The sequence below is a fragment of the Allosphingosinicella sp. genome, from assembly GCF_059502505.1.
Genome location: NZ_JCACEU010000012.1, coordinates 158,971 through 182,261, shown reverse-complemented (window position 1 = coordinate 182,261; position 23,291 = coordinate 158,971). Strand labels below are relative to the sequence as shown.

15 protein-coding genes are annotated in these 23,291 nt (G+C 65.9%); 10 read left to right on the top strand and 5 right to left on the bottom strand.

Going from position 1 to position 23,291, the window contains the following annotated elements:
* A partial coding sequence (locus tag AC5JBD_RS01315) for an acyl-CoA dehydrogenase family protein (protein WP_495719947.1) occupies positions 1–487 on the bottom strand: 487 nt, incomplete at its 3' end.
* 68 nt (positions 488–555) lie between these two features.
* Here AC5JBD_RS01315 and AC5JBD_RS01310 point away from each other — a divergent pair.
* From AC5JBD_RS01310 to AC5JBD_RS01290, 5 genes are read left to right on the top strand one after another with little or no spacing between them, the layout of a single operon-like run.
* Positions 556–2,859 carry a bifunctional salicylyl-CoA 5-hydroxylase/oxidoreductase gene (locus tag AC5JBD_RS01310; protein WP_495719946.1) on the top strand — a complete coding sequence of 768 codons (2,304 nt, stop codon included), beginning with the start codon at positions 556–558 and terminating at the stop codon, positions 2,857–2,859.
* Positions 2,856–3,626 carry an SDR family NAD(P)-dependent oxidoreductase gene (locus AC5JBD_RS01305; protein ID WP_495719945.1) on the top strand — a complete coding sequence of 257 codons (771 nt, stop codon included), beginning with the start codon at positions 2,856–2,858 and terminating at the stop codon, positions 3,624–3,626. Before AC5JBD_RS01310 ends, AC5JBD_RS01305 begins: the two co-directional genes overlap by 4 nt.
* The gene (locus AC5JBD_RS01300; protein ID WP_495719944.1) at positions 3,623–4,438 is read left to right on the top strand and encodes an enoyl-CoA hydratase family protein; all 816 of its coding nucleotides are present in this window, start codon (positions 3,623–3,625) and stop codon (positions 4,436–4,438) included. The genes AC5JBD_RS01305 and AC5JBD_RS01300 overlap by 4 nt, the downstream gene beginning before the upstream one ends.
* Positions 4,438–5,607: an acyl-CoA dehydrogenase family protein gene (locus tag AC5JBD_RS01295; protein ID WP_495719943.1), complete on the top strand. Its 1,170-nt coding sequence runs from the start codon at positions 4,438–4,440 to the stop codon at positions 5,605–5,607. The genes AC5JBD_RS01300 and AC5JBD_RS01295 overlap by 1 nt, the downstream gene beginning before the upstream one ends.
* Positions 5,604–6,014 (top strand): acyl-CoA thioesterase, encoded by a 411-nt coding sequence (locus AC5JBD_RS01290; RefSeq protein WP_495719942.1) that lies wholly within the window; start codon positions 5,604–5,606, stop codon positions 6,012–6,014. The genes AC5JBD_RS01295 and AC5JBD_RS01290 overlap by 4 nt, the downstream gene beginning before the upstream one ends.
* Here the strand turns inward: AC5JBD_RS01290 and AC5JBD_RS01285 are convergent, their stop codons facing one another.
* Positions 6,015–6,512 (bottom strand): MarR family winged helix-turn-helix transcriptional regulator, encoded by a 498-nt coding sequence (locus AC5JBD_RS01285; protein ID WP_495719941.1) that lies wholly within the window; start codon positions 6,510–6,512, stop codon positions 6,015–6,017. It lies immediately after the preceding gene.
* Positions 6,513–6,627: 115 nt separating this feature from the next.
* Here AC5JBD_RS01285 and AC5JBD_RS01280 point away from each other — a divergent pair, with 115 nt between their 5' ends.
* Genes AC5JBD_RS01280 through AC5JBD_RS01260 form a run of 5 tightly spaced genes read left to right on the top strand, consistent with a single transcriptional unit; the run spans position 6,628 to position 13,473 of the window.
* Entirely contained in the window at positions 6,628–7,407 is a 780-nt protein-coding gene (locus AC5JBD_RS01280) for a cyclase family protein (protein WP_495719940.1), read from the top strand.
* A 3-nt stretch (positions 7,408–7,410) separates the two neighbouring features.
* Positions 7,411–9,534: a thiamine pyrophosphate-dependent enzyme gene (locus AC5JBD_RS01275; protein WP_495719939.1), complete on the top strand. Its 2,124-nt coding sequence runs from the start codon at positions 7,411–7,413 to the stop codon at positions 9,532–9,534.
* A 9-nt stretch (positions 9,535–9,543) separates the two neighbouring features.
* Complete coding sequence (locus tag AC5JBD_RS01270; protein WP_495719938.1) at positions 9,544–11,052, top strand: indolepyruvate oxidoreductase subunit beta family protein; 1,509 nt, start codon at positions 9,544–9,546, stop codon at positions 11,050–11,052.
* The gene (locus AC5JBD_RS01265) at positions 11,052–11,648 is read left to right on the top strand and encodes a PepSY domain-containing protein (RefSeq protein WP_495719937.1); all 597 of its coding nucleotides are present in this window, start codon (positions 11,052–11,054) and stop codon (positions 11,646–11,648) included. Before AC5JBD_RS01270 ends, AC5JBD_RS01265 begins: the two co-directional genes overlap by 1 nt.
* Positions 11,649–11,652: 4 nt before the next feature.
* Positions 11,653–13,473 (top strand): tetratricopeptide repeat protein, encoded by a 1,821-nt coding sequence (locus AC5JBD_RS01260; protein WP_495719936.1) that lies wholly within the window; start codon positions 11,653–11,655, stop codon positions 13,471–13,473.
* 7 nt (positions 13,474–13,480) lie between these two features.
* On the opposite strand, the gene AC5JBD_RS01255 is transcribed toward AC5JBD_RS01260, so the two are convergent.
* The 3 genes from AC5JBD_RS01255 to AC5JBD_RS01245 all read right to left on the bottom strand — a co-directional run bounded on the left by AC5JBD_RS01255 (position 13,481) and on the right by AC5JBD_RS01245 (position 22,960).
* Positions 13,481–16,717 carry a WD40/YVTN/BNR-like repeat-containing protein gene (locus AC5JBD_RS01255; RefSeq protein WP_495719935.1) on the bottom strand — a complete coding sequence of 1,079 codons (3,237 nt, stop codon included), beginning with the start codon at positions 16,715–16,717 and terminating at the stop codon, positions 13,481–13,483.
* A gap of 22 nt (positions 16,718–16,739) precedes the next feature.
* Positions 16,740–19,757, bottom strand: a complete 3,018-nt coding sequence (locus AC5JBD_RS01250; protein ID WP_495719934.1) for a WD40/YVTN/BNR-like repeat-containing protein — start codon at positions 19,755–19,757, stop codon at positions 16,740–16,742.
* A 164-nt stretch (positions 19,758–19,921) separates the two neighbouring features.
* Positions 19,922–22,960 carry a TonB-dependent receptor domain-containing protein gene (locus tag AC5JBD_RS01245; protein ID WP_495719933.1) on the bottom strand — a complete coding sequence of 1,013 codons (3,039 nt, stop codon included), beginning with the start codon at positions 22,958–22,960 and terminating at the stop codon, positions 19,922–19,924.
* Positions 22,961–23,291 lie beyond the last annotated feature (331 nt).

Sequence of the window (23,291 nt, the reverse complement as noted above, 5' to 3'; positions counted from 1 at the left end):
CGCCGTCCACCTTCTTCGCGACGGTCCGCATGCCGGCGGGGTCGGAGCCGGCATCCGGCTCGGTGAGGCCGAAGCAGCCGACCCATTCGCCGGTGGCGAGCTTCGGAAGATACTTGTTGCGCTGTTCCTCCGAGCCATAAGCATGGATCGGATACATGACGAGGCTCGACTGCACAGACATGGCCGAGCGGTAGCCGCTGTCGACCCGCTCGACCGCACGCGCCACCAGCCCGTAGCTCACATAATTGAGGCCGGCGCCGCCATATTGGGTCGGGATGGTTGCACCCAGGAGGCCGAGCTCGCCCATCTCGCTCATGATGGCGCGGTCGAAATTCTCGTCGAGATAAGCTTCGGTGACCCGCGGCTGCAGCCGCTCCTGCGCATAGCCCTCGGCGGTGTCGCGGACCAGCCGCTCCTCGTCCGAAAGCTGCCCGTCCAGCCCGAACGGATCCGCCCAATCGAACGCAAGGGTCTTTGTCTCGGCCATGCTATGCACTCCTTCTATTGCGCGCATAGAGCATTTGTTTTAAGCCTAAAGCAAGTCAGGAGACCCGAATGCGCATCGCTTGCCTCGGCGGGGGCCCCGCCGGGCTCTATTTCGCAATATCCATGAAGCTGCGCGACCCCGCGCACGAGATCGACCTGTTCGAGCGCAACCGTCCCGACGACACGTTCGGCTGGGGCGTGGTCTTTTCCGACCAGACCGTCGAGAATCTGATGGCCAACGATCCGGTGAGCGGGGCCACGATTCGCGACGAATTCGCGCACTGGAACGATATTGATATCCATATCCAAGGCGAGACGATCCGCTCGTCCGGCCACGGTTTCATCGGCATCGGCAGAAAACGGCTGCTCAACATCCTGCAGGAGCGGGCGCGGGAGCTCGGCGTCCGGCTTCACTTCGAGCATGAGGGGAGCCCCGAGCTGGAGGATTGGGCCGGCTACGATCTGGTCATCGCCGCCGACGGCGCCAACAGCCGCATCCGCACCCGCTACGAGGAGCATTTCGGCGTCGACATCCAGGTCAGGCGCAATAAGTTCTTCTGGTTCGGCACTCACAAGGTGTTCGACGCCTTCACCTTCGCCTTCGAGCAGACCGAGGCGGGCTGGGTCTGGGCACATGCCTATCGTTTCGACGACAATCTCTCGACCTTCATCGTCGAGATGGAGCCCGACACCTGGGCCGCGCTCGGCTTCGACCGGATGGATCAGCCGGAGGCGATCGCATATTGCGAGAAGCTCTTCGCGAAGTATCTGGACGGCCACAGCCTCCAGTCCAACGCGCAGCACCTGCCCGGCCCGCAGGCCTGGCTCAATTTCCGCCGCATCATCTGCGACCGCTGGTCCTACAAGAACCTGATCCTGCTCGGCGATGCGGCACATACTGCCCATTTCTCGATCGGCTCCGGCACCAAGCTCGCGCTGGAGGATGCAATCAAGCTAGCCGAGGTGCTGAATCGTCCCGGCCTCTCCCGCGAGGCCGCGCTCGAGGAATATCGCGAGGAGCGCAACCTCGAGGTGCTGAAGCTCCAGAACAGCGCCCGCAACTCGACCGAATGGTTCGAGACGCTCGACCGCTATCTTCACTTCGAGCCGATCCAATTCGCTTATTCGTTGCTCACCCGCTCGCAGCGCGTCAGCCATGAGAATCTGCGCCTTCGCGACAAGAGCTGGCTGGAGAGCGTGGAGCGCTGGTTCCAGTCCAAGGCGCGCGGCACGCCGGTCAACGACCCTGCCCCGCCGATGTTCGCGCCGTATCGGCTGCGCGACATGGCGCTGGAGAATCGCATCGTCGTCTCGCCGATGGACATGTATTCGGCCAAGGACGGCACGCCGAACGACTTCCACCTCGTCCATTACGGCACCCGCGCCATGGGTGGCGCCGGGCTGGTCTATACGGAGATGACCTGCGTCTCCGATACCGGCCGCATCACGCCGGGCTGCACCGGCATGTATGCGCCGGAGCATGTCTCCGAATGGAAGCGGATCATCGAGTTCGTCCACGCCAGCTCACGGGCGAAGATGTGCCTTCAGCTCGGCCATTCGGGCGCCAAGGGATCCACCAAGGTCGGCTGGGAAGGCTACGATGTCCCTCTGGACGAGGGCAATTGGCCGCTCATTGCCGCGTCTGACGTGTCGTGGAGCCCGGCCAACCAGAAGCCCAGGCCGATGACCCGCGCCGATATGGACGAAGTGCGCGATCAATTCGTCGCCTCCACAAAAATGGGCCTGGAAGCAGGCTTCGACATGGTCGAACTGCATTGCGCCCACGGCTATCTGCTGTCCGGCTTCATCACGCCGCTCCAGAACACCCGCACCGACGAATATGGCGGCAGCCTTGAGAACCGCCTGCGCTACCCGCTCGAGATCTTCCGCGCGATGCGCGCCGCCTGGCCGGCGGAGAAGCCGATGTCGGTCCGCATTTCCGCCACCGACTGGATGGGCGAACTCGGTGTCACGCCCGACGAGGCGGTGGAGATCGCGCGTGCTTTCACAGAAGCGGGTGCCGACCTGATCGACGTGTCGGCAGGCCAGACGTGGGCGGATTCCCGCCCCGTTTATGGCCGGATGTTCCAGACGCCATTCGCCGACCGGATCCGCAACGAAGCGCGGGTGTCGGCGATGGCGGTCGGCAACATCTATGAGACCGACCACGTCAATTCGATCCTCGCCGCCGGCCGCGCCGACCTGGTGGCGCTCGCCCGACCGCACCTGGTTGATCCGATGTGGACTTTGCGCGCCGCCGCCGCGCAGGATTATCGCGACGTTCACGTGCCGCCACCCTATCTTGGCGGCCAGGTCCAGCTTGCCCGCAACCTGAAGCGTGCGGCTGAGCAGGAAGCAGCGCTGAAGGCATGAGACTGGCAGGCCACCATGCCGTCGTGACCGGCGGCGGCACCGGCATCGGCGCCGCCATCGCGAGAGCGCTCGCGGAAGAAGGCGCCAGGCTGACCCTGATCGGCCGGAGGCTGGCAAAGCTGCAGGGCACCGCGCACAGCCTCCACTCGTCCGCGGGCGTTCATTGCGCGAAAGCCGATGTGACGGAACGGGCTCAGGTCGAAGCGGCGTTCGCGTCCGCTCGCGAGGCGCACGGTCCGATCAGCATCCTGATCAACAATGCCGGCGCCGCGGGCAGCGCTCCGTTCGCGAAGGTCACCGCCGAAGCGTGGCGGCAGGCGATGGCAGTCAATCTCGATGCTCTGCTCCACTGCTGTCAGGCGGCGCTGCCGGACCTGCTCCAGGCGGAGCATGGGCGGATCGTCACCATCGCCTCAACGGCGGGTCTCAAGGGCTATGCCTATACGGCACCCTATGTCGCCGCGAAGCATGGCGCAGTGGGCCTCAGCCGCGCGCTCGCAGCCGAGCTGGCGAGGACGAGCGTGACGGTGAACGCGGTCTGCCCCGGATTTACCGGCACCGACATCGTGGCCGACGCGATCGCGACAATTAGCGCGACGACAGGGAGATCCGAGGAGGAAGCTGTCGCCGACCTGACCCGCTTCAACCCGCAGGGGCGGCTCGTCACACCGGAGGAAGTGGCGAGCGCGGTTCTGTGGTTGTGCCTGCCGGAAAGCCGCTCGATAAACGGCCAGTCGATTGCGGTTGCCGGGGGAGAAGTGACGTGAAGCTGGATCCGGGGACTTACGCGCCGGAACATTTCCTCTGGGAGTTTGCCGAAGGCGTAGCGACCGTCACGCTCAACCGGCCGGAGCGGAAGAACCCGCTGACCTTCGAAAGCTATGCCGAGCTGCGCGATACCTTCCGGACGCTTGTCTATGCGCCGCAGGTGAAGGCGGTGGTGGTCGCCGGCGCGGGCGGCAATTTCAGCTCCGGCGGCGACGTGCACGAGATTATCGGGCCGCTGACCGAGATGGAGATGCCGGGCCTGCTCGAATTCACGAGGATGACAGGCGATCTCGTCAAAGCAATGCGCGGCTGCCCGCAGCCGATCGTGGCGGCACTGGACGGCATCTGCGTCGGAGCGGGTGCGATCATGGCAATGGCGTCGGACATGCGCCTGGCGACACCGGCCACGAAGACCGCCTTCCTCTTCACGCGCGTCGGCCTTGCCGGCTGCGACATGGGCGCGTGCGCAATCCTCCCCCGCATCATCGGCCAGGGCCGCGCGTCCGAATTGCTTTACACCGGCCGCGTCATGACGGCCGAGGAAGGCGAGCGCTGGGGCTTCCACAACCGGCTGGTGCCGGCGGAGAGCGTGCTCGCAGAAGCGCAGGCTCTCGCCCGCAGCCTCGCCAGCGGCCCGACCTTCGCGCACCGCATCACCAAGACCCAGCTCAACACGGAATGGGCAGTGAGCCTCGAGACGGCGATCGAAATGGAGGCGCAGGCCCAGGCGATCTGCATGGCCACCAACGATTTCCGCCGCGCCTTCGAAGCCTTCGCCGCCAAACGGACACCGGAATTCCAGGGCGACTGATGGCCGACCGCTCCTTCCTCGAATGGCCGTTCTTCGACGACAGCCACCGCCGGCTGGCCAAGGAGCTCGACGACTGGTGCCGTTCGGAGCTGAACCACGCTCATGACGAGACGGATGTCGATGCCGAGTGCCGTGCGCTCGTCCGGAAGCTCGGTCAGGCGGGGTGGCTCCGCTACTGCGTCCCTGCCGCTTATGGCGGCGCGCTCGAGCAACTCGACGTGCGCTCGCTCGCCCTCGTCCGGGAGACGCTGGCGCGGCACAGCGGCCTCGCCGATTTCGCCTTCGCGATGCAGGGCCTCGGCTCCGGCACCATCACCCTATTCGGCAGCGATGAGCAGAAGCAGGCATACCTCCCCGCCGTCGCCCGCGGCGATAAGATCGCCGCCTTCGCCCTCACCGACCCCGGCTCCGGCTCCGACGTTGCCAAAATGGAGACCACGGCCGCGGAGGCGGACGGCGGCTACTTGGTGCAGGGCACCAAGACCTACATCTCGAACGGCGGCATCGCCGATTATTACGTCCTTTTCGCGCGCACCGGAGAAGCTCCCGGTGCGAAGGGCATCTCTGCCTTCCTCGTCGATGCCGATACGGCCGGGCTGACGATCGCCGAGCGCATCCGCGTGATCGCGCCGCACCCGCTGGCCACGCTCCGCTTCGACAAGATGCACCTCGCCTCCTCCGCCCTTCTCGGCGAGCGCGGCAGGGGCTTTGCGCAGGCAATGGCGACGCTGGACGTGTTCCGCACGACGGTCGGTGCTGCCGCCCTAGGCTTCGCTCGCCGCGCCCTCGACGAGGCGACGGAGCGGGCATTGAGCCGCAAGCTCGGCAGCGGAACGCTCGCCGACAATCCGATCACCCAGTCGAAGCTTGCCGAGATGGTGCTCGACGTCGATACCTCCGCCTTGCTCATCTACCGCGCCGCCTGGCTCCGCGACGTGAAGGGGCAGCGCAACAGCCGCGAGGCCGCGCTCGCAAAGCTCCACGCCACCGACAGCGCCCAAAGCGTGATCGACAAGGCGGTGCAGATTTTCGGCGGTCTCGGCGTCACCCACGGCGTGCCAGTCGAGAGCCTCTATCGCGAGATTCGCGCGCTGCGCATCTACGAGGGCGCCTCGGAGGTGCAGAAGGTGGTGATCGCGCGCAACCACCTCGCCGAGTTTGCGGGGTGAGAGAGCCTTTCCGGGTCAGCTATCCGCTCCGCTTCTCCCACTGCGACCCAGCCGGCATCGCTTATTATCCGCGCCTGATGGAGCTGTGCGACGCGGCGATCGAGGACTGGACGGCGGCCGTGCTCGGCGTGCCGCGGCGCCAGCTGCACCTCGAGATGAAGCTCGCCCTCCCCACCGTCGATCTGCGCGCGCGCTTCTCCGCCCCCTGTCGGCTCGGCGAGCAACTGGACATCGCCATCTGCGTCGAGCGGCTCGGCCGCAGCTCTATCGATCTGCAGGCGGACGTGACCTGCGGCGGCGAGGCGCGTTTCTCGATCGGCTACACTCAAGTGCTGACGACGATGGAGGGGATGAAGGCGCGGACCTGGCCGCCCGGATGGCGCGAGCGCCTGGCGGCGCTGACCTAGTCATCCCTTCCTCGGCCGCTTAGCGGGGAGCAGGTCCGCCAGGTTCGCGTGCAGGCGGCCGAGGCTAGCGGTGAGCGCTTCGAACTCCTCGACGGAGAAGCCGTCGATCACCTTGGCGTAGACCGGCGCGGTGAGGGCGCGGGCCTCGGCGAGCTTGTTCTCCCCCGCCTGGGTCAGCGACACCTCGATCACCCGGTTGTCGGCTTCGAGAGGCGTGCAGGCGATGAGGCCCGCGCCCGACATGCGCTGCACGATTCGGGTCATGGTCGACACGGGGATCACCGCCGCGTCCGCGATCTGGCCGACGCTGCGCGGCGCCTTCTGGCCGAGGATCATCAGCACGCGCCAATAAGGGATGTCGAGGCCGATCGTCCTCAGCCGCGCCTCGATGACGACATTGTAGCGGCTGACCAGCCGGTTGAGCAGGTAGAAGGGATATTTGTCGACCTGGAACGCCGGTGTGCCGGGATCTCCGAGCTCTCTCAGGTCCTTCACCATCGGCTCAGCCCGCTCTCAAAATCTTGCATTCAGCGGCCTCCTTCAGAACCTCAATTGTTTGCATTTGCAAGTTTCTTCTGGCATATTTCATTCTTCACCGGGCAGGAGATGATCGATGGGTGCTGAGGCATTGAACGCATTCGCTTCGGGAGTGGCTTCGGGCGTGATCCGAACCGTCGATCTCACACAAACTCTCTCTCCCGACACCCCCACCCTCGTCCTCCCGCCCGAGTTCGGCCAGTGCGCCGGCTTCTCGCAGCAGGAAATCTCCCGCTACGACGAGCGCGGCGTCGCCTGGTATTGGAACAACTTCACCGTCGGCGAGCATACCGGCACCCATTTCGATGCCCCCGTCCACTGGGTGTCTGGTCGGGACCTGCCGGACAATGCGCTCGACACGATCAAGCCGCGCGAGTTCGTCGCGCCTGCGGTGGTGATCGACATCTCGGCCAAGGCGGCTGAAAATCCCGATTACCTGCTCACCGTCGCCGATATCGAGGAATGGGAGCGCGAGCACGGCCGTATCCCGCCGCGCAGCTGGGTGCTGCTGCGGACCGACTGGTCGAAGCGTTCGGTCGAGGATTATGTCAACCGCAGCGAAGACGGGGCCCACACGCCGGGACCATCGGCTGAAGCGGTGCGGTTCCTGGTCGAGGAGCGTGACGCCCATGGCTTCGGCGTCGAAACGATCGGTACCGATGCGGGGCAGGCGCACCTGCTCAACCCGCCCTACCCTGCTCACGCGCTTTTTCACGGCGCCGGCCGCTACGGTTTGCAGTGCCTTGCCAACCTCGACCAGCTGCCGCCGACCGGCTCGGTCATCGTCGCCTCCCCGCTGAAGATCGCGGGCGGCTCGGGCAGCCCGCTGCGCGTACTGGCCTTCGTCGGGAGCTAGACCTTGGCGGAGCGCTCATTCGAGGCCGAGGTCGAAAAGCTCCGCCTGGGAGAGGGCGAGCTCTTCCACGGCGAGGGCATCCTCGCGGTCACCAAGGCGCTCCTCCAGTCCGGCGTCGCCTATGTTGGCGGCTATCAGGGCTCGCCCATTTCCCACCTGATGGACGTCTTCGCGGACGCCAATGAGCTGATGCAGGAGCTCGACGTCCATTTCGAATCGAGCGCGAGCGAGGCGACCGCCGCGGCGATGCTGGCGGCATCGGTGAATTATCCCCTCCGCGGCGCCGTAGCCTGGAAGTCCGTCGTCGGCACCAACGTCGCTTCCGATGCCCTCTCCAACATCGCTTCGGGCGGTGTCACCGGCGGCGCTCTCGTGATCGTCGGCGAGGATTATGGCGAAGGCTCCTCGATCATGCAGGAGCGCACCCACGCCTTCGCCATGAAGTCGCAGATGTGGCTGCTCGATCCGCGCCCCAGCCACAGCTTGATTGTGGACTTGGTCGAGAAAGCGTTCCAGCTCTCCGAAGCCTCGCACACGCCCGTCCTGTTCGAGATGCGCGTCCGCGGCTGCCACCAGACCGGCACCTTCACCGCGCGCGACAACAAGCGGCCGCCGATGACGGTCTCAGAGGCCGCAGAGAACCCCAACCGCGACGTCAACCGGATCGTGTTGCCGCCGGCGAGCTTCCAGCACGAGATCGAGAAGATCGAGCAGCGCTGGCCGGCCGCGATCCGATTCATCCAGGAGAACCGGCTGAACGAGCATTTCGGCACGCGCGAAGGCGACGTCGGCATCATCGTCCAGGGCGGGCTGTTCAACACGCTTAACCGCGCACTCGAGCTGATCGGCCTCTCCGACCCCTTCGGCAACGCAAGGCTGCCGGTCTATGTGCTGAACGCGACCTATCCGCTGATCCCGGACGAAGTGCGCGACTTCTGCGCGGGCAAGCGCGCAGTCCTAATGGTCGAGGAGGGTCAGCCCGAATTCATCGAGCACGAGCTCAACACATTGCTTCGCCGCGCCGACCTCCAGACGCAGCTGGTCGGAAAGACGCTGTTTCCACGGGCCGGCGAATATACCGGCGCCGTCCTCAAGGATGGCGTGGCCAAGTTCCTCGCCGAATGGGCGCCCGAACTAGCGCCTGAGGTCGAAGCGGCCCTGCCCGCGCCTTTGACTCCTGCCGATGTGCCGGCGCGTCCCGCGGGCTTCTGCACCGGCTGCCCTGAACGCCCCATCTTCTCGGCCATGAAGCTCGTGCAGCGCGAGCTCGGACAGTTCCATGTCTCGGCCGACATCGGCTGCCACCTCTTCTCGATCCTGCCGCCCTTCCACATTGGCAACACGACAATGGGATACGGCCTCGGCACTGCCGGCGCGTCGGCGTTCAAGCCGCGCGGCAAACGGGCGATCGCGATGATGGGCGACGGCGGCTTCTGGCATAACGGCCTCACCTCCGGCATCGGCAACGCGGTCTTCAACGACGACGACAACCTGACGATCATCGTCGACAACGGCTATTCGGCCGCGACCGGTGGACAGGACATACTCTCCTCACAAGCCGACAACGCGGTTCGCAAGACCAAGCATCCGATCGAAAAGGCGGTGCGCGGGATCGGCGTCGATTGGGTGAAGACGCTCACGCGCACCTACGACGTCGCCAAGATGCGCGACACGCTGATGGAGGCGCTGACCAGCAAGGAGAAGGGCCCGAAGGTCATCGTTGCCCAATCGGAATGCCAGCTCAACCGGCAGCGGCGCGTCAAACCGGCGATGCAGAAGGCGGTCAAGGCCGGCAAGCGCGTCGTCAGGGAGAGGTTCGGGGTCGATCCGGACACCTGCACGGGCGATCACAGCTGCATCCGTCTGTCCGGGTGCCCGTCGCTGACGATCAAGCCCAATCCCGATCCGCTGCGCCAGGATCCGATCGCGCATGTCGAGAATAGCTGCGTCGGCTGCGGGGTCTGCGGCGAGGTCAGCCATGCCGCCGTGCTCTGCCCCTCCTTCTACAAGGCCGAGATCGTGATCAACCCGACGCGCTGGGACCGCCTGCGCGACCGCACGCGCGGCTGGTTCATCGGGGCGTGGCAGCGGCGGCACGAGCGCGCGCTCGCGCGCCGCGCCTTCTAGGTGGAGACGATGGAACCGGGACAGGAGCGCAAGCGGATCACCATCGCGGTGCTCGCCCTCGGCGGCCAAGGCGGCGGCGTCTTAGCCGACTGGATCGCGGAGGTCGGCACCCACGGCGGCTATGTCGCGCAGAGCACCTCCGTTCCCGGCGTCGCGCAGCGCACCGGCGCAACCGTCTATTATATCGAGCTGTTCCCTGAGGCGCAGACTTCGGGCGGACGAGGCGAGCCGGTCCTCGCCTTGATGCCGCTGCCCGGCGACGTCGACATCGTGGTCGCGTCCGAGTTGATGGAGACCGGCCGGTCAATCCTGCGAGGCTTCGTCACCAGCGATCGAACGACGTTGATCGGCTCGACCCACCGCGTCTACGCCATCTCCGAAAAGTCGGCCATGTCGGACGGCCGGGCGAGCGGCGAGCGCATCCTGGAGGCGGCGCAGGAGCGGGCCAAGCGCTTCATCGGTTTCGACATGGACGCCGTTGCCAGCCGTCATGGCAGCGTGATCAGCTCGGTGATGTTCGGCGCGCTGGCCGGCAGCGGCGCCCTTCCCTTCCCCCGCTCGGCCTTCGAGCAGGCCATCCGCGCCGGCGGCAAGGCCGTGGAGTCGAACCTTGCCGCCTTCGCCGCCGGTTTCGAAGCAGCGACGGGCCGGGTTGAGGTCGAAGCCAAAATACGGTCAGCGCCGCAGCCGAGCAGCGCGGCAGGCCGGGCGCTGGTCCAGCGCGTCCGCGACGAGCTGCCGGCGGCCGCCCACGAATTCGCGGTCGAGGGCGTCCGCCGACTGATAGATTATCAGGACGCCGATTATGCCCGGCTCTATCTCGACAGGCTGGCGGAGATACGGGGCTGCGACGGCAAAGCGGACGACTGGCGACTGACGCGCGAGACCGCGCGCTATCTTGCTTTGTGGATGAGCTACGAGGACACGATCCGCGTCGCCGATCTCAAGGTCCGCGCCAGCCGTTTCGAGCGCGTCCGCGATGAAGTGAAGGTGCAGCCGGAACAGCTCCTCGGCATCACCGAATATATGCATCCGCGGCTGGAGGAGGTGTGCGAGACGCTGCCCGCGGGGCTCGGCCGCCGCATCCTGGAAAACGAGCGGCTGTCCGCCAGGCTGCGCCCGTTCTTCAAGAAGGGCCGGCACGTCAGCACCAGCAGCCTGCGCTGGTTCGTCGTGCTCGCCATTCTGGCGGGAATGCGGCGCTGGCGGCGCGGAACGCTGCGCTATCAGGTGGAGCAGGAGCGCATCGGGCAGTGGCTCGAGCGGGTGCGCGAAGCCTCGGCGATCAACCCGGCGGCGGCGGCCGAATTGGTCGAGTGTCAGCGGCTCATCAAGGGCTACAGCGACACGTTCGAGCGTGGCCTTGGGAGTTTCAACCGGATCATGGCCGCTTGGGACTTGATCAAGCACCGTCCGGACGCCGCCGCGACACTGAAGCGACTGCGCGAGGCGGCCCTCGCTGATGATGAGGCCCGCGCGCTCGACAGCGCGATTTCGGAAGTCAGGCTCGCCTCCTGATGGGAGGGGACGCACCCGGCAAGTCCATGCGGGTGCCGCCAGCTATAGACAGTCGTCGCGCTCCCCCGCCAGTCCGCACTCGAACATCCTTCGCGCGTAGCTTCCGCCTGATCCACTACTGGGCGTCTCTGTTTCTCGTCGTGACGACTCTGGTCCTGGCGGTCACCGGCATCCTTCTCACGTTGAAGAAGGATTTCGACACCCTGCAGCCGCCGGTGGCGCAAAGCTCGGCACCCGGACTGTCGGACATAGGCGTCAGCGCGCTGCTCGCCGACATCGCCAAGCAGCCGGGCCACGAGCAGGTCACCTGGCGCGACGTCGACAGGATCGACATTGAGCCGGCAGACGGCATCGCCAAGGTGATCCTCCTGTCGAGGACCGAATTCCAGGTCGACGTACATACCGGCGAGGTGCTGCAGACCGGCTACCGAACCTCCGACCTGCTGGAGTCGATCCATGATTTCAGCTTCGTCGGGGGCTTCGGGAAGTATCTCTTCTCGCTGCCGACCGGCATCGCCTTGCTGGTGATGTGGCTGACGGGCACATACATGTTCGTCCTCCCATTCTGGGTCCGGAGGCGGAAACGCAGGCGTTGAGCGGATGCGCGCACAGCAGCAGATGACGGTCCAGGACGCGCTCGCCCGGGCGATGGAACTGGCGCGCTCCGGCCGGGCGGAGCAGGCCTCGACGATCCTGAACGGCATCCTGGCGACCGCCCCCGATGAGCCCGACGCGCTCCAGCTGCTCGGCATGATCGCCCGCGGGCGGAAGGAGAATGAGGAAGCCGCCGCCTACTTCCAGCGGTCGCTCAAATCCAATCCGTCACAGCCGCACGTCTTCAACAATCTCGGCAACGCCCTGCTGGACCTCGGCAGACTGAAGGAAGCGGTGAACGCCTATGAAGCTGCATTGCGGCTTCAGCCCTCCTATGCGAATGCGCTCACCAATCTCGGTTTGGCGTATCTTGCCCTGGAAGACGCGGCCGCGGCGCGAGCACCTCTGGAGCGCGCGGTGAAGGCGGCGCCGAACAACGCCAAGGCATGGTCCGCCCTGGGGCGGGCTTTACGCGGTACCGGCCGAACCGACGAGGCGATCACCGCCTTTCAGAACTCGCTGTCGCTGCGGCCCAACCATGTGCCGACGCTTCACAACTTCGCGGTGGCGCTTCGCCTGGCGAGCCAGGTTGGAGATGCCGCGCGCATCCTGGAATATTGCGCGGCGTCCGACCCGAAATCGGCCGAGATCCGCTACAATCTGGGCCATTGCTATTACGACGTCGGCCGTCTCGACGACGCAGCCTCCGCATATGAGGCGGCGATCACGCTCAACCCTACCTACAGGGATGCGCACGACTCCCTCAACCGGCTCCACTGGCAGCGCGGCGATGAACAATACCTCGCCAGCTACGCCGCAGCCTTGCGCGATCATCCAAGAAATGCGGGGCTGCTGACCGATCTCGCGACCCGCCTGAACCTCGGCGGGCAGATCGAGCAGACGATCGATATTGTGCAGGATGCCCTGAGGAGGGGCGTAGACACGGGGGCGCTTCGCCACCGGCTGGGGCAGGCATATTGGGCTCAGCAGGAGCGGGATGCGGCGCTCTCACAGTTCCGCGCGGCGATCGCGGCCGACCCTGAGACGGCGGAGCATCGTCTGGAACTGGCCCGCTCGCTGATCATCCAGCAAGAATACCATGGCGCGCTGGATGAGCTCCAGCCGGTCCTCCGGCGCAATCCTGTGGACCAGCAGGCGATCGCCTACGAGGCCTTGGCCTGGCGCTTCCTCGGCGATGACAGAGCGGATCGCCTCAACGATTATGATCGCTTCATCAAGGCGAGCATCCTAAGGCCGCCGCCGCAATGGGGCAGCGTCGAAGACTTCAACCGGCGCCTCGAACAGGTGCTGGCGGAGCTGCACAATACCAGCCGGCATCCCCTCGAGCAGACGCTCCGGGGCGGCACCCAGACGATGGGCGATCTGTTCGACCGGAAGGCGCCGGAAATCGTGGCGATCCGGGAGATGATCGAGCAGGCCGTGGCGGATTTTATCGCCGCTCTTCCCGACGATCCCGACCACATCTTCCTCAATCGTAAGGCCGGGAGCTTCACCTTTTCCGGCTCATGGTCCGTGCGGCTGAGATCGAAGGGCTTCCACCTCAACCACGTCCATTCCGAAGGCTGGATCAGCTCCTGCTATTATGTCGGCCTTCCGAAGGCGATGGAGCGGGAGGACGAGCAGCAGGGTTGGATCAAGTTCGGCGAGACCGGCCTCTCGCTCGGCGAGCGCGAACGGATCGCAAGGGCGATCCGGCCGGAGGTCGGCAAGCTCATCCTCTTCCCCTCCTACATGTATCACGGCACCGTCCCTTTCGACGAGGACGCATACCGCACCACCATCGCCTTCGACGTGATCCCCGCCTGACCAGACGCTAGCGCGATCCCGCCGCCGAACCCGCACCGCGATTGGCGGCCTGAAACGCTGCGACCTCGCTGCTGAGCGCTATATATTCCGCGCGTCGCTTCACCCATTCGGCACGGACGTCGCCGACGCGCTGGGCGAGACCTGCGGTGATCGGCGCGTCCATATTGTCAACCATGCCGAGCACCGAGAGCAGGTTGAAGTCGAGCCGCTCCGAGCTGTGGCTGGGGTCGATGAAATGCCTGTCATTCGCCTCCACCGTGACGTTCAGCCACCTGTCGAGCCTAGCGTCGATTGCCGCGCCGGCACGCTTGCTCCCAGGATTGGCGGCGATGGTGGCCTGAACCTCGCCGCGCGCGGTCTTCATCGCCTGTACGGCATCGAGCATCGCGATCGTCTCCGCCTTGAGCATGGCGAGCAGCGCCTGCTTCTCAGCATGCTGCGCCGCCGTCGTCGTCCTGCGCGGATCCGGCATGACCTCGAACGGCTGGGTCTGGCTTTTGCCGGCCACGGTCAGCCGCGCCTGGTAGCGGCCTGGGGCGACCGTGTAGGCGCGGCTCGACTCCCACGCCGTCAGCTCGGGATAGGCGCGGATCGGCGCCACCTGCCAATCCCAGACGAAACGGTTGAGGCCGGGCGCCGCGGGTAGCGCCTCGGCCTCGCGTCTCCGCCGCTGGGGTGTCGGCGGAGCGCTTTCCTTGGCCGCTTCCGAGGCCGGAACCTGCTGTATCTGGGCGCCTTCCCTGACGCCGGGCGCGGGCGCGACCTCGACCGGGGCGGCGCCTTCGGAAGAATCCTCCTTGTCGCTCTTCGGCTTGCCGGCCTCATAGCTGTTCACCAGCGCGCCGCGCTCGTCGAGGATCTCGAGCTTCACATCCTGCGCGTTCGTGCCGGCGGGCAGCGAGTAATAGATGAGCGCCCCGGAAGGCGGGTTTTCGCCCTGCCCGCCCTCGCGGCTGCGGCCGACGCGGATCTGCCGCAAGGCGGTCGGCGGATAGAGAATAGCGTTGCCGGCCGGCGCCCGGTCCACCAGCCGCAAAGGCGCGATGTCGTCCAGCACCCAGAAGGCACGCCCCTGGGTCGCGGCGACGAGATCGCCCTGATGCACCCTCAGGTCCGTGATCGGCACGACCGGCAGGTTGAGCTGCATCGGCTGCCACCGGTCGCCATCGTCATAGGAGACGTAGAGGCCGTTCTCCGTCCCGGCATAGAGCAAGCCCTGCCGCACCGGGTCCTCGCGCAGGACCCGGGTGAAATGCTCGTCCGCGATCCCGGAGACCTGCCGCTTCCAGGTGCGGCCATAATCCTCGGTGACGAGGATGCTCGGCCTGAGATCGTTGAAGCGGAAGCGGGTGGTCACCGCCCACGCCTTGCCGTCCTGGTGCGGCGACAGCTCGATCATGTTGACCAGGGTTTCGCCGAGGCCTTTGGGCGTGATCTCGGTCCAGCTCTTGCCCTCATCGCGGGTGAGGTGAATGCGGCCGTCGTCAGTGCCGACCCAGAGCTCCCCCGGCCTTTTCTGATTCTCGGCGATATAGTGGATCGTGTTGTACATCGATCCGGCGACGCCGTCGGTGGTGAACTCGCCCTCGACGAAGCCGTGCTTCCTGGGCTCGTTGCGAGTGAGATCGGGACTGATCTCGGTCCAGCTCTGGCCCCGGTCGGTCGACTTCAGCACGAATTGCGAGCCGTGATAGATCGTCTTGCGGTCGTGGATCGACATGACGATGGGCGCATTCCAGTTGAACCGCCAGTGATAGAGCTCGCCGGGCCGGTAAGCGGTCTGCAGCGGATAGCGCTGGATGTTGCGCAATATGCCGGTGCGATCGTCATATTCGGTGATCTGGCCCTGGTAGTTGCCGCCATAGACCAGCACCGGATTGTCGGGATCGAGCGCTACCATGGCGCTCTCGCCGCGGCCGACGTCGTACCAATCGCGGATGCCGATGCCGCTGGTGAAGGACCGGCTCTTGGTCTTCGGCGTCGAATTGTCCTGCTGGCCGCCATAGAGATTGTAGGGAAAGAGGTTGTCGACGGTCAGGCGGTAGATCTGCGCCGTCGGCTGGTTGAGCTCGGTCGACCAGCTGTCGCCGCCATTGTACGAGACGTGCGCCCCGCCATCATTGCCATCGATCATCCACTCGCTGTTCTTCGGATTGATCCAGAGCGCGTGGTGATCGCCGTGGGGCGGGCGGATCTCTTCGGAGAAAGTCTTGCCGCCGTCGGTGGATTTCAGGAACGGCGCGTGGAGCACGTAGACCGTGTCAAGCTGGTTCGGATCGGCGATGACGTGGGTGTAGTAGCCTGAGCGCTCCGTCATCACATGCTCGTTGTTGAGCAGGGTCCATGACGCACCCGCATCGTCGGAGCGATAGAGGCCGGACTCGTCGGGCTTGGCCTCCACCAAGGCGTAGAGACGCTTGCTGTCGGCGCCCGACACGGCGATGCCGACCCGGCCGACGCGCGCCGGCATGCCGTTCTGGATCTTCTTCCAGGTCCGGCCGGCGTCATTGCTCTTGTAAAGCGCCGATCCGGGGCCGCCGCTGTTGATCTGGTAGCCGTGCCAGGGCTCCTGGTCGTGCTGCCACATCGCTGCATAGAGGATCGACGGATTCTTCGGATCCATGGCGAGGTCGCTGGCGCCCGTGTTGGGACCGCCCTTGAGAATACGATCCCAGCTCTTGCCACCGTCGACGGACTTGTAGACGCCGCGGTCGTCATGCGGCCCCCAGGGGCTGCCCTGCACCGCGACATAGAGGATGTCGGGATTGGCGGGATCGACATGGATGGCGGCGATATTGCGGGAATTGGGGAGGCCGATGTGGGACCAGGTCTTGCCGGCGTCACTCGACTTGTACATGCCGTCGCCGGACGCGAATGTCTCGATGCGGATGCAATGCTCGCCCATGCCCGCATAGATGACGTTCGGATCCGAAGGCGCGACCGCGATTGCCCCGACCGAGCCCGACTTGAAGAAGCCGTCGCTGACATTGTTCCAGCTGATGCCGGCGTCGGTGGTCTTCCAGACGCCGCCGCCGGTCGCGCCCATGTAGAAGGTATGCTCGTCCTGGTGCACGCCTGTGACTGTCGTTACGCGACCGCCGCGGAAGGGGCCGACGTTGCGCCATTTCAGGCCCTGAAGCTGGGCGGTGTCGACTTGGGCCTGCGCCGGCACCTGCCAGAGCATCGTCAGTGCCGTCGCGGCGAGCAGGCCAGCAGTCGATATCTTGTAGCGCTTAGAGACCATGACGATTCCTTGCCCTCGATGTTCAGGTGCCTGACGAGATCCCCAGCTCCGCTCTCGCCTGCTGCCGAAGCTGCGCCGCCTCGGCCTTGAGGCGCCCCCACTCGGCGACCAGCTCGCCGACCCGCGCCTTGGTCGCCGTGGACACCGGCGGCGGTCCGTCCAGGATCGCGAGGGTGTGCAGGATCTGCGTGCTGAGGAGCCGGCTCGGGAAGCCGATCCTGTCCTGGATGTCGTCGGGGAGCGGCGATTGGGGCACATGCTCCTCCCACCGCGCGAGTGAGGCGAGGAACGCCTGGCTGCGGCCCAGAAATTGCGCACTCCCCTTTCCAGCGGCCGTGCGAGACCGCACCCGCTCTCCCAGCAAACGCATCTCATTGGTTTCGCGGTGGACGTCGCTGACCAGCTCATAAAGCTTGCGGGAAAGCGCCTGCTGCTCGCTCCACTGCTCCGCCGTCGCCGGCGGCAGGCCTGGTTGAGGCAATATGGTCAGCGGGCGCTCGGCCGTCTTGCCCTCCGCACGAAGACGAACTCGATAGCTGCCCGGCCCCATCCTGTAGGGGCGGTTGCGGACGAACCGGATCGTGTCGCCGACCGGCGTCATCGGTTCGGGGCGCAGGTTCCATACATACCGGTTGAGCCCCGCCTTCTTCGGCAGCGGCGGCGCGGGCGGCTCACCCTGCGCGCCCTTCACCAGCTCGGTAGGGGCCTTCGCCTGCGCTTCGCTCGAAAAGCGCCGCAACACGGTGCCGGCGGCGTCCAGGATCTCGAGAGTTACCGGGCCCCTCGGCGCGTTGTCGAAGCTGTAATAGATGACCGCTCCCTGCGGCGGATTGGCGCCTTCCACTTCGGAGGAGCGGCCCCCGCCTTCCAGCCGCAGGGCCGGCGCCGGGGTGAACAGATGCATCGGCGCCGACGCGACCGCAGGCGTCAGCTCGCGAAGCGGATGAAGCCCGTCGAGGACCCAGAGCGCCCGCCCCTGCGTCGCCGCCACCAGATCGTCGCCATGCACCTTGAGGTCCGTGATCGGCACAACCGGCAGGTTCAGCTGCAAGGGCTTCCAGGCTCCGCCCGCGTCCGTCGAGATGTAGACCCCGCCTTCCGTGCCAGCGTAGAGCAGCCCCGGACGAACCGTGTCCTCCCGAACCACCCTGACGAAATTGTCGCCAGGCAAGCCGTTCGTGATCGGCGTCCAGCTCCCGCCATAGTCGGTGGTCTTGAATGCGTACGGGGCGAAGTCGTTGAGCTTGTAGCGCGCGACGGTGATATACGCCGTGCCCGGAGCGTGCGGCGAGATCTCGATCGTATTGATCTGCCCTTCCGGCAGCCCCGCCGGCGTGACGTTCGACCAGTTCGCGCCGCCATCCCTGGTGACGTGGACGAGGCCGTCGTCCGAGCCGGTCCAGACGATCCTCGGATCGCGCGGAGACTCGGCGATGTAGGTGATCGTCGCATAATGCTCGCCGCCGGCGCCTTCGATCATGATCGGACCGCCCGTGGTGCCGATGGTCGCCGCACGTGCCCGCGTCAGATCGGGGCTGATCTCGCTCCAGTTGAGGCCGCGATCGGCGGACTTCAGGACGCGGTTGCCGGCATGGTAGATGATCCTGGGATCGTGCTGCGACACCAGCACCGGCGCGTTCCAGTTGAAGCGGTATTTGAGGTCAAGGCCGCGGCGGAAGCCGGCGAACGCCGGATAGGCATCGATGTCGCGGGCGACGCCGGTGCGGTCGTCATATTCCGTCAGGCCGCCCAGCAAGCCGGTGCCGTAGACGAGGGTCGGGTTCTTGCGATCGAAGGAGAGGAAGGAGCTCTCGCCCCCGCCAACCGGCTTCCATTCGGCCTCGCCGATGCCGCCGTCGAGCGAGCGGCTGGGAATGCGAACGGTCGTGTTATCCTGCTGCGCGGTGTAGATGCGGTAGGGGAAGAGAGTGTCGGTTTCGATGCGGTAGAATTGCGCCGTCGGCTGGTTCATCTGGGTGGACCAGGTCCTGCCGCCGTTGAAGCTGACATTGGCGCCGCCGTCATTGCCCTGAACCATGAGGTCGGGGTTGCGCGGGTTGATCCAAAGATCGTGATTGTCCCCGTGCGGGGTCTCGATCTCCTCGAAGGTGACGCCGCCATCCTTCGACACCACCATCAGGGCGGCGAGCACATAGACGCCGTTGTGGTCCTTCGGATGCGCGAAGATGTGGGTGTAATACCAGCCGCGGTCGCGAATGCCGGGATCCTGATTGACGCGCCTCCAGCTCTGGCCCGCATCATCTGACCGATAGACGCCGCCTTCGGTCGCCTCGATCATCGACCAGAGCCGCTTCGGATCGGCAGGCGAGACGACGATCGAGGTCTTGCCCATAAGCGCGGGCAACCCTCGAGTCAGCCGCGTCCAGCTGTCGCCGCCATCGGTCGATTTCCAGAGGCTGCTGCCGGGGCCGCCGCTGCGGATCGTCCAGGGCTCGCGCTGATGGTCCCACATCGCCGCATAGAGGGTGCGGCTGTCGCTCGCGTCGACATCCAGGTCCGTGGCCCCAGTGCTCGGATCGACGAAGTGGATGCGTTGCCACGTCGCGCCGCCGTCGCGGCTGCGATAGACGCCGCGCTCCTCGCTCGGCGCCCAGGGATTGCCCTGGACCGCGGCATAGACGAGGTTCGGGTCCGCCAGATCGACGACGATGCGGGCGATCTGCCGGCTTTGCTTGAGGCCGACGTGGCGCCAGGTCTTGCCGCCGTCCAGCGACTTGTAGACGCCGTCGCCGTGCGAGGTGGTGACGCCCCGAACCGGGCCCTCACCTGTGCCGACATAGAGTATGTTCGAATTGGAAGGCGCGACCGCGATGGCGCCGATGGTGCCGGTCTTGAAGAAACCGTCCGAGATATTCTGCCAGCTCTGGCCCGCATCGCTCGTCTTCCAGACGCCGCCGCCGGTCGCACCCATGTAGAAGGTTTGGGGATGGTCGGGATGGCCGCCGACCGCAGTGACGCGCCCGCCCCGGAACGGTCCGATCAGCCGCCACTGCAGCGCCTGGTAGCTGCTCTCCGGCACCGAGTCCCTCCCGCCGGCGAGCGCGGATTGGGGTAGTCCCGCCAACGGGAGGAACAGCAACGTTCCGAGGATAAGGGGGCGCGCGCCTGCAAGCATAGAATCCTCGCTTGTCTTGAATGGGCGGCAGATCGCACCCGCCGCCCCAGGGAGAACTCGGCGGGCGCTCAGAACCTCAAGGTAGCGCCTGCATAATAGCGGATGCCGAGCGGGTCGTAGGTGCTCGGGAAGGTATTGAGCTGCTCCTGTGAGCTGCCGATCAGTTCCTGCTTGTTGTTCGTCAAGTTGATGACCCCGCCGAACACGGTGAGCTTGTCCTCGAGATCCCAGCTCAGCGAGAGGTCGAAATAATGCTCGGGATGGATCTCCGGTACCGCGAGACCCGAGGCTGGCAGCAGGCCCCTGGTGACGCGGTCGTCGGTCACCTCGCCGATGTAGCGGTAGCGCAGGCTGGCGGTGAATTCCCGAATTTCGAGCGTGGCACGGGCTGTGCCCTTCCATTCGGGCAGCGGCTCGCTGCAGGTCAGGCCGTAGGCGCCCGCGCACCTGTTTACGAGGTCCGGCAGATCCGCGACTGGGTTACGATCGAACTTGTTGAGCCAGTTCAGTGATCCGGCGAGGCCGAGCGTGCTGTCCTCTCCGAACACCGAGCTCACGTCCATCGAGTAGGTGACGCCGACGTCGATGCCGTCCGTCTTGATGCTGCCGATATTGGCAAACGGCGCTTCGATGCCGCCCGGGTTGCCGATCGTGCCGTCCGGCAGGCGGATGATCGACTGGCAGTAGAAGTCGTTGATGTCTTGGAACTGGTTATAGCAGAGGTCGAGGACGCTGTTGAGCGGCGCCCGGAAGATCGCGTCCTTGATGTTGATCTTGTAGTAGTCGACCGTCACCGCGACGCGCCGCATCGGGCGCAGCACGGCGCCGAGCGTGTAGGTGTCGGTGGTCTCTTCCTGCAGGTCGGGGTTGCCGCCGACGATACCGCGCAGCTGGAAGTTCGGCTGGATGCCGCTGTTGCCGACGGCCGCGGGCGGAACGCCGGTGGCAATGCAGAGGTCGCGAACCGGACCCGGCGCCGCGGCGCTGGGCAGCGCGCACGGATCGGTGGCGGCTTCGGAGATGCCCGACTGGGCGCGGAAGAGTTCGTCGACGCTCGGCGCGCGGACCGCGCGCTGATACTGGCCGCGGATCATCAGCTGGGGGATGATCTGCCAGGTGGCGCCGCCGCCATAGGTCCAGACGCCGCCGACATTGTCGAGCGAATAGTCCGAGAAGCGGAAGGCGCCGTTGAGCTCGAGGCCGGCGAAGACCGGGATGCGGACCTCGCCGAAAATCTCCTTCACGTCATAGCCGCCGCCGGAAATCTGGCCGACGTCGCCGACGCCCCCGGTGGAGGGGATGAAGAAGGCCGACACGTCACGCCACTCGACGCCCGCGGCGAAGCCGACCGGCCCTTCCGGAAGCTGGAACAGCTCGCCGGTGACGATGCCGCTGGCGACCTGCATCTCGGCCTCGATGCTGCTCGTCGTGCGGCCGGTGATGAAGGTCAGGCCTTCCTGCGAGATGTTCGGGCCGAAGATGTTGAGCGGCACGCAGCCGTTGGACTGGTTCTGGCAGACCAGCTGCCCGCCGCCGGGCACGCCGGCGAATGGGAACGGGCTGGTCGCGCCGGTCGTCGGGTTGCGGAATACCGTGGTGACGCCCTGGGTGAAGGCGGCCTGCAGGATCACGCCTTCCGAATTGGTGACGTTGCGCGTGCGAGCGAACGAATAATAGGTGTCGAATTCAAGGTTGGTAAGGAAGTTCTCGCTGGCCGAGCCGATGTCGCCGCGCAGGCCGGTGACGATGCGATAGGCGTTGCGCTCGAAGGTCGAGGTGCGGACGCCGCCTTCCTCGATGCGGCGGCCGATGCTGAGCGTGGTGAAGCCGTCGCCGCGCGTCGCTGCGGTGGTCTCCGTTTCATCGAGTGCGCGCAGCAGATTCTGGAGGCCCGGCGTCAGGAACGGGCTGTTGACCTGGAACGGGTAGCTGCCGCCGACCGGCGTCGCCGCGAACTGCGTGTCGACGATGTTGTTGGTGAAAATACCCTCGGCATATACTTCGATACCGTCGGTGATCTTGTAGTTTGCCATGCCGCCGACGATGCGCCGCTCCTGCGGCAGCTGGAGATAGTTGTCGGGGTTGAAATTGTAGCGGTCGCCCGGGACCACGAAGCGGCTGACCTGGGTGCCGGTATTGTCGAACTTGAAGCCGTTCGCGTCGATGCCGGTCAGCCCCAACGCCGCCAATGCGGAAACCACTTGCGGACGGGCGGCAAGTGCGGTGCCGAGCGGCAGGCCCGCGAAGCGGCCGTTCGGGATACCCGCGCTGCCGCCGCACTGGAGCGCCGGCGTGCCGTTCACCACGACATCCTCGAGGAAGCAGAAGGAGCGGTCGCGGGCGCTGGCGAAGGTCGGATTGCGGTCGAAATAGTTGAAATAGATGGTCGCATTGCCGCGGTCGTCGGCGAAGTTCGCGCCGAGAATGAGGTCGAGGTTGGCCTTGGCCGCATCGCCTTGTGCGGTGATGTCATATTGGGCGGTCGCCTCGACACCCTCGAAATTCTTCTTGAGGATGAAGTTGACGACGCCGCTGACCGCGTCCGAGCCGTAGACCGCCGAGGAGCCGCCGGTGACCAGCTCGACACGGTCGACGAGCGCGGTCGGGATGGTGTTGAGGTCGGTCACCTGTCGCGCGTCGAAGAAGATGTAGCGGCGGCCGTTGACGAGGACGAGGTTGCGCTGCTCGCCGAGGCCACGAAGGTTGACCGTGGCGACGCCGCTCGCCTCGTTGTTGGTGAAGCCGGACTCGCCCGGCACCACCTGCGGCAGGCTGTTGAGCAGGTTCTCGGCGGTCGCGGAGCTGGTGAGGGTGAACTCCTCCGATGAGACCTGCGAGATCGGGTTCGGCGCCGTCAGCGCTTGGCTGGCGATGCGCGATCCTGTGACCACGATCGCTTCGCCCTGCGGGGCGCTGCCGTCGGCGCCGACCGGTGCCGACTGCTCATTCTCTTCCTCGGTCGGCAGCGCCGGCGGCGCCTGCTCGTCCTGCGGCGCCTGCTGACCCGCGTCCTGCGCAAACGCCGGAGCCGCCGCGCCCGCGAGGAACAATGTCGATGCCACCCCCGTCAGGAGCCGTGCGCGCAGGTTCATGTTCGTGTTCCTCATCCTAAATACCCCTCGAGCTGGCTGGCCCGCGATCCCATTCTAGCGATGGGCTATGATGCCGGGCGGGATTGAAGCCGGCAGAGGCCGGCAAGATGGATCGGGCGGGACCCCGCCGATGCGAAGAGGAACCGCACGAGCGGCTGCCGTCTTTATTCCTGGACCTGTCCTGTCTTCCGACAAGGATCATGCAGCCGTGACCCCCTTCGCCAGGGAGCGGGCTTCCGCTCCCGCTAGCTATTACTTTATGTGTAAACTATCTGGGGTCAGGTGCAAGCATGATTCTTTAAGTTTAAAAAATGTGGCAGCCGCCGACGCGAATTTGAAATGCAAG

Bases quoted from the DNA above. Each gene is read 5' to 3' on its own strand.
- AC5JBD_RS01255 (WP_495719935.1), bottom strand. From the start codon at position 16,717: ATGGTCTCTAAGCGCTACAAGATATCGACTGCTGGCCTGCTCGCCGCG.
- AC5JBD_RS01280 (WP_495719940.1), top strand. From the start codon at position 6,628: ATGGGTGCTGAGGCATTGAACGCATTCGCTTCGGGAGTGGCTTCGGGC.
- AC5JBD_RS01260 (WP_495719936.1), top strand. From the start codon at position 11,653: ATGCGCGCACAGCAGCAGATGACGGTCCAGGACGCGCTCGCCCGGGCG.
- AC5JBD_RS01305 (WP_495719945.1), top strand. From the start codon at position 2,856: ATGAGACTGGCAGGCCACCATGCCGTCGTGACCGGCGGCGGCACCGGC.
- AC5JBD_RS01295 (WP_495719943.1), top strand. From the start codon at position 4,438: ATGGCCGACCGCTCCTTCCTCGAATGGCCGTTCTTCGACGACAGCCAC.
- AC5JBD_RS01285 (WP_495719941.1), bottom strand. From the start codon at position 6,512: ATGGTGAAGGACCTGAGAGAGCTCGGAGATCCCGGCACACCGGCGTTC.
- AC5JBD_RS01310 (WP_495719946.1), top strand. From the start codon at position 556: ATGCGCATCGCTTGCCTCGGCGGGGGCCCCGCCGGGCTCTATTTCGCA.
- AC5JBD_RS01270 (WP_495719938.1), top strand. From the start codon at position 9,544: ATGGAACCGGGACAGGAGCGCAAGCGGATCACCATCGCGGTGCTCGCC.
- AC5JBD_RS01245 (WP_495719933.1), bottom strand. From the start codon at position 22,960: ATGAGGAACACGAACATGAACCTGCGCGCACGGCTCCTGACGGGGGTG.
- AC5JBD_RS01265 (WP_495719937.1), top strand. From the start codon at position 11,052: ATGGGAGGGGACGCACCCGGCAAGTCCATGCGGGTGCCGCCAGCTATA.